9 protein-coding genes and 1 pseudogene are annotated in these 9,677 nt (G+C 70.6%); 7 read left to right on the top strand and 3 right to left on the bottom strand.

The window, feature by feature from the left end:
- Nucleotides 1–18: 18 nt before the first annotated feature.
- Nucleotides 19–1,227 carry a UbiH/UbiF/VisC/COQ6 family ubiquinone biosynthesis hydroxylase gene (locus LWH48_RS17540; protein ID WP_232913585.1) on the top strand — a complete coding sequence of 403 codons (1,209 nt, stop codon included), beginning with the start codon at nt 19–21 and terminating at the stop codon, nt 1,225–1,227.
- A gap of 13 nt (nt 1,228–1,240) precedes the next feature.
- Here the strand turns inward: LWH48_RS17540 and LWH48_RS17535 are convergent, their stop codons facing one another.
- The 3 genes from LWH48_RS17535 to gpmI form a co-directional block, all read right to left on the bottom strand.
- A complete protein-coding gene (locus tag LWH48_RS17535; protein ID WP_232913584.1) occupies nt 1,241–2,560 on the bottom strand; it encodes a S41 family peptidase in 1,320 nt (439 codons plus the stop codon).
- 70 nt (nt 2,561–2,630) lie between these two features.
- Nucleotides 2,631–3,773 carry a murein hydrolase activator EnvC family protein gene (locus LWH48_RS17530; protein WP_232913583.1) on the bottom strand — a complete coding sequence of 381 codons (1,143 nt, stop codon included), beginning with the start codon at nt 3,771–3,773 and terminating at the stop codon, nt 2,631–2,633.
- A gap of 8 nt (nt 3,774–3,781) precedes the next feature.
- The gene (gene gpmI, locus LWH48_RS17525; protein ID WP_232913582.1) at nt 3,782–5,347 is read right to left on the bottom strand and encodes a 2,3-bisphosphoglycerate-independent phosphoglycerate mutase; all 1,566 of its coding nucleotides are present in this window, start codon (nt 5,345–5,347) and stop codon (nt 3,782–3,784) included.
- A 274-nt stretch (nt 5,348–5,621) separates the two neighbouring features.
- Between gpmI and LWH48_RS17520 the strand changes: the two genes are divergently transcribed.
- From LWH48_RS17520 to LWH48_RS17495, 6 genes and pseudogenes are all read left to right on the top strand, one after another.
- Nucleotides 5,622–6,044, top strand: a complete 423-nt coding sequence (locus LWH48_RS17520) for a rhodanese-like domain-containing protein (protein ID WP_232913581.1) — start codon at nt 5,622–5,624, stop codon at nt 6,042–6,044.
- Nucleotides 6,045–6,074: 30 nt separating this feature from the next.
- Nucleotides 6,075–6,587 carry a protein-export chaperone SecB gene (gene secB, locus LWH48_RS17515; protein ID WP_161431738.1) on the top strand — a complete coding sequence of 171 codons (513 nt, stop codon included), beginning with the start codon at nt 6,075–6,077 and terminating at the stop codon, nt 6,585–6,587.
- Nucleotides 6,588–6,621: 34 nt separating this feature from the next.
- A complete protein-coding gene (locus tag LWH48_RS17510; RefSeq protein WP_232913580.1) occupies nt 6,622–7,365 on the top strand; it encodes a 16S rRNA (uracil(1498)-N(3))-methyltransferase in 744 nt (247 codons plus the stop codon).
- 94 nt (nt 7,366–7,459) lie between these two features.
- Nucleotides 7,460–8,164 carry a CvfB family protein gene (locus LWH48_RS17505; protein ID WP_232913579.1) on the top strand — a complete coding sequence of 235 codons (705 nt, stop codon included), beginning with the start codon at nt 7,460–7,462 and terminating at the stop codon, nt 8,162–8,164.
- 44 nt (nt 8,165–8,208) lie between these two features.
- Nucleotides 8,209–9,177: a glutathione synthase gene (gene gshB, locus LWH48_RS17500; RefSeq protein ID WP_232913578.1), complete on the top strand. Its 969-nt coding sequence runs from the start codon at nt 8,209–8,211 to the stop codon at nt 9,175–9,177.
- A 14-nt stretch (nt 9,178–9,191) separates the two neighbouring features.
- Nucleotides 9,192–9,677, top strand: a pseudogene (locus LWH48_RS17495) (hypothetical protein); the annotation flags it as partial.

Raw genomic sequence — 9,677 nt, 5'->3', positions numbered from 1 at the left:
GGGGAAGACCACCATGAGGTGATCGTCGTCGGCGGGGGGATGGTGGGGGCCGCGCTGGCGGTGCTGCTCGGCGAGGCGGGGGTCAAGGTGGCCCTGGTGGATGCCAGGCCGGCCCTGCTGGACCCCGAGGCCGTGGGGCGTGGCCGACCGGCGCGCCGCGTGAGCGCATTGACGCCGGTCTCGCAGCGGCTGTTGGAGGGTCTGGGTGCCTGGTCGTGGATGGCCGCGCGGCGGGTTAGTCCCTATCGCTACATGCAGGTGTGGGATGCCGAGGGCAGCGGCGAGGTCGGCTTCTCCGCCGACCAGGCCGGCCTGCCGGTGCTCGGGCATATCGTCGAGAACGACGTCACCCTGGCGGCCCTGGAACGGCGCCTGGTGGCGCTGCCCTCGGTTCATCTCTGCCTGGGGGCCCGGGTCGAAGGGCTGGAGGACGGCACCGGGGAGCGGCGAGTCCTGCTGGCTGACGGCCGGCGCTTGAGTGCCCCCCTGGTGGTGGCCGCGGATGGCGCCCGCTCGCCACTGCGCGACCTGGCGGGCATCGCCGTCAGCGAGCGTGATACCGGCCACGTGGGCCTGGTGACCACGGTGCGCGTCGCGGCGCCCCACGGCGAAGTGGCGCGGCAGGCCTTCCTGCCCGGCGGACCGCTGGCCTTCCTGCCGCTGGCGGTGGACGGGGACGAGCAGCACTGCTCCATCGTCTGGTCCACGTCACCCGCCGAGGCCGAGCGCCTGGCCGGCCTCGAACGCGAGGCGCTGGGGGAGGCGCTGGCGGCCGCCATCGAGCACCGTCTGGGGCAGGTGACGGTGCTGGATGAGGCGGTGGGTTTCCCGCTGGTGCAGCGCCACGCCGAGCGTTATACCCTGCCCGGCTTCGCCCTGGTGGGTGACGCCGCCCACGGCATCCATCCCCTGGCAGGCCAGGGCGTCAACCTGGGGCTGATGGATGCCGCGGTGCTGGCCGAGGAGCTGCTGGCGGCACGCCAGCGGGGCGTGATGCCGGGTGACGAGCGGGTGCTAGCGCGCTATGCCCGCCGCCGGCGCGGCGACAACGCCGGCATGCTGGCGCTGATGGACGGATTCCGCCTGCTGTTCGGGGCACGCCACCCGGCCCTGTCACTGGCGCGCAACCTGGGGATGAGTGGCGTGGATCGGTTGGTCCCGCTCAAGCGGATGCTGCTGCAGCAGGCCACCGGCCAGCGTGGCCGGCTGCCTGCCAGTTGCCGCTGACCGGGGAAGCCGTTCAGCGGTCGCGCTGGCGAATCACGTCGAGGGCCTTGAGCAGGTTGAGGGCCTCGCCGAGCTGGTAGTCATCGCGTAGCCGCTCGCTCAGTTCGGTCCTCTCCCGTGGGGCGTCCCGCGATCCGAGGTGGCCCTCCAGGTCTGACTCGCGGACCCCACGGCCATTCTCGGTCACCTCCACTCGCCCGCGCACCACGCGCACATCCGGCTCGATGCCCTGGGCCTGGATGGAGCGGCCGCCGGGGGTGAAGTAGAGAGCCGTGGTGAGCTTGAGCCCCTCGCCGTTGCCCAGCGGCATGATCTGTTGCACCGACCCCTTGCCGAAACTCTCGGTGCCCATCACCACGCCGCGGCGCTGGTCCTGGAGGGCGCCGGCGACGATCTCCGCCGCCGAGGCGCTGCCGCCGTTGATCAGCACCACCAGGGGGACATCGGGGGCCGCGGTCCTGGCGTTCGCCGAGAAGCGCATCTCGGTATCCGGCAGGCGGCCCTCGGTATAGACGATCAGCCCCTCGTCGAGGAAGGCGTCGGCCACCGCTACTGCGGCCTGCAGCACGCCGCCGGGGTTGTTGCGCAGGTCCAGCACCAGGCCGTCGAGGTCGCCGTCGCGCTCCAGCTGGCGGATGTGTTCGCTCACCTGGTCGCCGGTTCGGGTCTGGAACTGGCTGACGCGCAGGTAGCCGAAGCCGGGTGCCAGCAGCTCGCTCTTAACGCTCTCGGTGCGGATGTTCTCGCGCGTCAGGGTGACGCTGCGCGGCGAGCTCTCGCCCTGGCGCATGATGGTCAGCTCGATCTCGCTGCCCGGTTCGCCGCGCATCAGCTCCACCGCCTCCTGCAGCGACATGCGCTCGGTGGGGGTGTCGTCGATGCGCAGGATCAGGTCCCGGGCCTGCAGGCCGGCACGCGAGGCCGGGGTATCGTCGATGGGGGTGATCACCGTCAGCTGGCCATCCTCCATGCCTACCTCGATGCCGATGCCGCCGAACTCCCCCTCGGTCGACTCGCGCAGGCTCTGGAACGCTTCGCGGTCGAGGTAGGCGGAGTGCGGATCGAGCTCGCTGAGCATGCCGCGCATGGCGTTGCGTAGCAGGCTGGCGTCATCGACCTCCTCGACGTAGGCGCGCTTGATGCGCTCGAATACCTCGGCGAAGGTCTGGATCTCGGCCACCGGCAGCTCGTCATCGACACTCTGGGCCGATGCCGGCAGTGACAGCAGGGCCAGGGGCAGCGCCAGCAGGGTCAGCGGCAGCAGCCCGGCCAGCAGGCGCCGGGGGGAGCGTGAGCGGGGAGACCTGCCCGAGTGAGGAAGCGCTGGGTGCATGCGAACTCCGCTGTTCCGAAACGGTGAGCGACCAGCATAGCCCGCCGCCGGCGTGCATGGAAAGCGACGCTCAGCGGCGGGCGATCCATGACTGGGGATCGATGGGGTCGCCGCCGCGGCGTACCTCGAAGTAGAGCGCCGGGCGTTGCTGACCGCCGCTCATGCCCACGGCTCCGATCACCTCGCCGCGTGAGACCGGGCGGCCAACCTGAGCCGTGAAGTGCTGCAGGTGGGCGTGGAGGGTCATCACCCCGTCGCCGTGGTCGATGATCAGCAGGTTGCCGAAGCCGCGCAGCCAGTCGGCGAAGACCACCCGGCCGGCGTGCACGGCGCGCACCGGGCTGCCCTCGGCGGCGAGGATCAGGATGCCGTTGCGGTGCACCGCATCGCCGGCGCCGAAACGCGAGGCGATGTTGCCCTGGATCGGCCAGGGCAGCTCGCCGCGGGTGCGCTCGATGGCGGTGGAGGGCGGCGGTCGCTGCAGGCGGGCCAGCTGCTCCTGCACCTCGCGCAGCACCTGTTCGGCGCGCTCGCGGTCCTGCTCAAGGGAGGCGAGCCGCGCCGCCTCGCCGCTGTGACGGCTGTCCAGCTCCTCGACCAGGGTGGCGCGTTCACGCATCTGCTCGGCCAGCTGGGTGCTGCGCTCGGCCAGTTCCGCGGCGAGGGCGTCGAGGCGCTCGCCGCGAGCCTCGAGCTCGCGGCGGGTCTCGGCCAGGGCCGCATCGAGGCGCGCCAGCTCGTCGAGTCGCTCGCGGCGGGCCCGGGCCAGGTGGTTCAGGTAGTGCTGGAGGCGATCCAGCCGCGCCGGATCGTCCTGATTGAGCAGCAGCTTGAGCTGGGGCGAGCGGCCCAGGCGGTAGAGGGCGTCGAGCTGGGTATGGATGGCCTCGAGCTGGGCGGCGCGCTCGGTCTCGAGTTCGTCGCGGCGCGCCTGGAGGGTCTCCATCTCGGCACCCAGCCCGCGTCGCTCGGCCTGGAGTTCATCGAGTCGCCGGTGGGTGGCGGCCAGCGACGTCTCGATCGCCTCCAGCTGGCGCGCCGCCTCGTCGCGGGCCTCGCGGGTCGCCGATACGCGCTGGCCGGCCTCCTCGATGGCCTCACCGATGGCATCGAGACGCTCCTGCACGGCCTCTTCGCTGGGCTGGGCCGCAAGCGGGCCCGCCAGGCAGAGCATCAGCAGCAGCGTGCCGAGGGGGGCGGCAGGCCTGGCCATCCGTCCGCTCAGTCGAACTCGATAAGGGCGTGGCCGCTCATCTCCTCGGGAATCGTCTGGTCCATCATCGCCAGCAGGGTCGGGGCGATGTCGCACAGGCTGCCGTCGTCGATCAGCCGCACCGAACGCTCGCCGACATGGATCAGCGGCACCTCGAAGGTGGTGTGGGCGGTCTGGGGGGCGCCGGTCTCGGGATTGACCATCTGCTCGGCGTTGCCATGGTCGGCGGTGACCAGGCAGGCCCCGCCGGCGCGCTGGATCGCCTCCACCACCCGGCCCACGCAGCCGTCGACGGTCTCGATGGCCTTGACGGCGGCGGCGAAGTCGCCGGTGTGGCCGACCATGTCGCCGTTGGCGTAGTTGCACACGATCAGATCGAAGCGGCCCGAGTCGATGGCCTCCACCAGGCGGTCGGTCACCTCGTGGGCGCTCATCTCGGGCTTCTCGTCGTAGGTCTTCACGTCCCGGGGCGAGGGCACCAGGATGCGCTCCTCGCCCCGGTACTCCGCCTCACGACCGCCGGAGAAGAAGAAGGTGACGTGGGGATACTTCTCGGTCTCGGCGATGCGCAGCTGGGTCAGCCCGCGGCTCTCCATGACCTCGCCCAGGGTGTTGTGCAGCGCCACCGGCGGGAAGGCCGCCGGTGCGGGGATGTCGGCGGCGTAGCGGGTCAGGGTGACCAGGCCCTCGGCGGCGAGCCGGGGATGCACGCGGCGCGTGAAGCCATCGAAGCCCTCATCGACGAAGGCCCGGGTCAGCTCCCGGGCTCGGTCGGCGCGGAAGTTCATGAACAGCGCGGCGTCGCCCTCCTCGAGGGTGATCGGCACGCCCGCCGGGCGCACGCTGGTGGCGGCCACGAACTCGTCGGTCTCGCCGCGCTCGTAGGCGGCGCGCAGCCCCGCCTCGGCGCCGGCGACCACGTGCTCGCCTTCGCCCTCGGTGAGCAGGCGGTAGGCCTTCTCGACACGATCCCAGCGGTTGTCACGATCCATGGCGAAGTAGCGGCCGATGATCGAGGCCACGAAGCCGTTGTCGGCGCCGACCAGTTCGGCCAGGCGCGCATTGGTGCGTTCGATGGAGGCCAGGGCGCTCTGGGGCGGCATGTCGCGGCCATCCAGGAAGGCTTGCACGAAGATGCGGGTGGCGCCGCGGCGGGCCGCCAGTTCGGCGACGGCGAGGATATGCTCCTCATGGCTGTGCACGCCGCCCGGCGAGAGCAGGCCCAGCAGGTGCACCGCCCGGCCCGCGGCCACGGCCGCGTCGATGGGCGCGGTCAGGATGGCGTTGGTGTCCAGGTCGCCATCCTCGATGGCCTTGGTGATGCGCGTGAAGTCCTGGTAGACGACTCGCCCCGCGCCGAGGTTCATGTGGCCCACCTCGGAGTTGCCCATCTGGCCGTCGGGAAGGCCGACGTGGCGGCCGTCGGTATGGATCAGGGTATGGGGGTGCTCGGACCACAGGCGGTCCATCACCGGCGTATTGGCGGCTTCCACGGCGTTGTTGGCCGGGTCGGGGTTGTGGCCGTAGCCGTCGAGGATGATCAGGGCGACGGGGCGCGGGGGGGTGGCGGTCATGGTGAGTGTCCTCGAAGCGGGATAGACGCGCCCCGGCCCGGTTGGCGGCTGTAACCGGAAGATCTCGCGCCGGGCGTTCGGGGTCGCGGCAGGAATCGTCTTGCGGCATCATATCGCAGGCGGCATCGTGCGTCATGGCTCCACGGCGCTCGACATCCGTGGCGAATCGCTGCGGATGGTCTCATTTGTCGGCGCCCACCTCGTGTATACTGGCGCCCGCTGTGCGCCAGTCGCGCCCCTGTTTCCGTGCACCGAGACGAGAGTTTTCGCACCCATGATCGATCAGCTGTTTGAATTCGTGCAGAACCACCCGCTGCTGGTGGGCGCCTTCCTCCTGGTGCTGACTGCCTGGGTCCTCTACGAGGCGCGCAACAGCGCCTCCAACGGCGTGACCTCCGGCGAGGCGACCCAGCTGATCAACCGCGAGGACGCGGTGGTGCTGGATACCCGCGAGGCCGGCGACTTCAAGGCCGGCCATATCGCCGGCGCCCGCAACATTCCCCAGAGCCGCATCGACGAGCGCATGGGCGAACTCGAGAAGGTCAAGGAGAAGCCGATCATCGTGGCCTGCAAGACGGGCCAGTCCGCGGGTGTGACCGTGGCCAAGCTTTCCAAGGCCGGTTACTCTCGGGTGCTCAAGCTCAAGGGCGGCATGATGCAGTGGCAGGCCGATGGCCTGCCGGTCGTCAAGAAGTAGCATTTCCTATCGTACAAAAGGACCTTTCCCATGGCGGAAGAGAACAACCCGGGCGCCGACGGCCAGGCCGCCGGCCAGCAGGACAAGCCGCAGCTGCAGTTCGCCGTGCAGCGCATCTACGTCAAGGATATCTCCTTCGAGGCACCCAACTCGCCGTCGGTGTTCCAGCAGCCCTTCAAGCCCAAGGTGGGCCTGAACCTGGATACCACCAGCGAGAAGGTGGGTGATGGCCTCTATGAGGTGGTGATCAAGGTCACCGCCCAGGTGACCCACAGCGAGGAGGGAACCACCTCCTTCCTGGCCGAGCTCGAGCAGGCCGGCCTGTTCCGCATCACCGGCATCGAGGGCGAGCAGCTCGACCACACCCTGGGCGCCTTCTGCCCCAACGTGCTCTTCCCCTATGCCCGCGAGTGCATCGATAACCTGGTCAACCGTGGCGGCTTCCCGCCGCTGATGCTGGCGCCGGTCAACTTCGAGGCGATCTATGCGCGCAAGAAGCAGCGCGAGGCCGAGCAGGCCCAGGGCGCCGAGACGACCCAGTAACGCAGCACCGTGGCCCTGAAGTGAAGATCAAGCCATGATCAAGAGATCGCCGCGTATCCACGTCGCCGCCGACCTTCGTGTCGGCGGCGACGTCGTTCTGCCCGAGGGGCCGGCCCGCCATGTGGCTCGCGTGCTGCGCCTGGGCGAGGGGGCCGCGTTGCGGCTGTTCGACGGTGCGGGCCTCGAGGCCAGTGCGGTGCTGGTGGAGGCCTCGCGCAAGCGGGTGGTGGCGCGTATCGAGTCGGTGGCGCCCGGTACCGCCGAGTCGCCGTTGGCGGTGCACCTTGGCCAGGCGATCTCCAAGGGCGATCGCATGGACTATGCCATCCAGAAGGCCGTGGAGCTCGGCGTGGCCGCCATCACGCCGCTCTACACCGAGCATGGTGACGTGCGCCTCAAGGGGGAGCGGGAGGCGAAGAAACTCGCCCACTGGCAGGCGGTAGCGGCCAGCGCCTGCGAGCAGTGCGGACGCGCCGTGGTGCCAGCGGTGAACCCGCCACTCGCCCTGGCCGAGTGGCTGGCCGGGCGCGACGAGACGCTGCGCCTGGTACTGCATCCGGATAGCGCCGGGGCGCTGGCGCAGCAGTCGGCACCCACGAGCGTGGCGCTGCTGATCGGCCCCGAGGGTGGGCTGGCCGAGGGCGAGGTCGTGGCCGCCCGCGAGGCCGGCTTCGCACCGCTCTGCCTGGGGCCGCGCATCCTGCGTACCGAGACCGCCCCGGTGGTGGCACTCAGCCTGCTGCAGTACCGTTTCGGGGACCTCGACGGGAACGGCTGACGCTGCCGCATCCCTCTACCGCCACCGCTCGACGCCGCCCATCCTCCGCCGGTCAGACCCCGGCGGCATCATCCATTTTTCAGGGAGCCCCCTCATGTCCGATTCACGTGAACCGCGCACGCCGCGTCCCGCCGCCGGGCGACGCTACCGGGCGCCGAGGTGTGACGTGGGCGAGGTGGCCTACCTGGAGGTGGTCACCGTCAACGACACCGGCGCCTTCCTCGACTGGGGGCAGCCCCGCGACCTGCTGTTGCCCTACGGGGAGCAGCGCTTCCGCCCCAGCGTCGGCAAGCGGGTGCTGGTGCGAATCTACACGGACCAGCAGGGGCGGCCGGTGGCCTCCCAGAAGCTGGAGCGCTTCGTCGCCGATGAGGCCGAGGGGCTCGCCGCCGGCGATGAGGTGATCCTGGTGATCGCCGAGCAGACCGACCTCGGCCTCAAGGCGGTGGTCAACCATCGCTTCTGGGGCGTGCTCTATCGTGATGACCTGACCCGGCCGCTGCGCCGTGGCCAGCGCGTTACCGGCTATATCAAGCGCCTGCGCGACGATGGCCGCCTGGACCTCTCGCTGCTGCCCCCCGGCGAGGCGCGCCTGGACGTGGTGGGCGAGGCCGTGCTCAAGGCACTGCGCGAGAGTGGCGGCTACCTGCCGCTGGGCGACAAGAGCGACGCCGCCGAGATCAAGGCGCGCCTGGGGGTCAGCAAGAACGCCTTCAAGCAGGCCATCGGCCGCCTCTACAAGCGCCGACTGATCATCCTGGAGCCCACCGGCATCCGGCTGGCGCCCGGCGGCGAGTAGCCGGCATACTGGCCCCATCCATACTCTTGACCGGAATCCGACCCATGAGTGAACGCGCGCTGAAGATCGGCGTGGTGATGGACCCCATCGCGGACATCACCTACAAGAAGGACACCTCCCTGGCCCTGCTGTGGGCCGCCCGGGATCGCGGCGCCTCGCTGCACTATCTCGAGCCCGGCGACCTCTTCCTGCGCGATGGCCGCGCCTACGGCCGCCTGCGCGACCTCGAGGTGCATCGCGACCCCGGCCACTGGTTCGACCTGGGCGAGCCCGAGCCGCGGCCCCTGGCCGAACTCGATGTGATCCTGATGCGCCAGGATCCGCCGGTGGATACCCACTTCCTCAATGCCGTGCACCTGCTCGGCTTCGCCGAGCGCGAGGGCGTGCTGGTGGTCAACCCTACCCGGGCGCTGCTGGAGTGCAACGAGAAGCTCTTCGCCCAGCAGTTCCCGCAGTGCTGTGCACCGACGCTGGTCTCCTGCAGCGAGCCCGAGCTGCGCGCCTTCCACGCCGAGCACGGCGACGTCATCCTCAAGCCGCTAGATGGCATGGGCGGCAGCGGGATCTTCCACGTCGGCCCCGAGGGGCGCAACCTGGGCGCGGTGATCGAGACCCTCACCGAGCGCGGCCAGCGCCAGATCATGGCCCAGCGCTACCTGCCCGAGATCAGGGATGGCGACACCCGCATCCTGCTGGTGGATGGTGAGCCGGTACCCTATGGCCTGGCCCGGGTGCCCATGGCCGGCGAGACCCGCGGCAACCTGGCCGCCGGTGGTACCGGGGTGAGCCGTGAGCTCACCGAGCGTGACCACTGGCTGATCCGCCAGGTGCAGCCGATGATCCGCGAGAAGGGCCTGATGTTCGTGGGCCTCGACGTGATCGGCGACTACATCACCGAGATCAACGTGACCAGCCCCACCTGCGTGCGCGAGATCGATGATCAGCGCGGCACCGATATCGCCGGCCTGCTGATGGATGCCATCGAGCGTCGCCTGGCAACGGCGCGAGGCTGAGAGGCGAGGCCGCCATGTCCCTGATCGCCGGCGACCCCATCCAGTATGCCCCGGTCACCCGGCCCTATCGGCGCTGGCTGGCCTGGTCGCTGGCACTGCTGCTGCACCTGGCGGTGATCGGCGTGGTGGCCAGCTGGCAGTTCGCCACCCCGCCGGCCGAGCGGAAAAGCCTCGATGTGGTGCTGGTGACCCGCGAAAGCGAGGCACCGGTGGAGGCCGAGGCCATCGCCGAGGTCGACCAGCAGGCCTCCGGCAGCGAGCAGGAGGAGGCACCGGCAGAATCGCGCTCCGCCCCGGTGGAAGCCCCCGCTGCCTCACAGCAGGGGGCTACGGATGTGGACCCCGCCACGCCGGCGGAGCCCGAAGCGGCCGAACGTCGCCCCCGAGGCGCGCGCCGTCGAGGAGGCGCCCCCGGCGGCGGAAGCCGAGGCCGAGAACCCGATGCCGCCCACGCCCCGCGAGGCGCCCCAGGCGGCGGACGCCGAGGCCGAGCCCCGGGT

Source organism: Halomonas sp. G15 (genome assembly GCF_021282295.1).
In the GTDB taxonomy this organism is placed as follows: Bacteria; Pseudomonadota; Gammaproteobacteria; order Pseudomonadales; family Halomonadaceae; genus Halomonas; species Halomonas alimentaria.
Note: the sequence above shows the minus strand (reverse complement) of the source record. Positions and strands in the feature narration are given on the sequence as shown.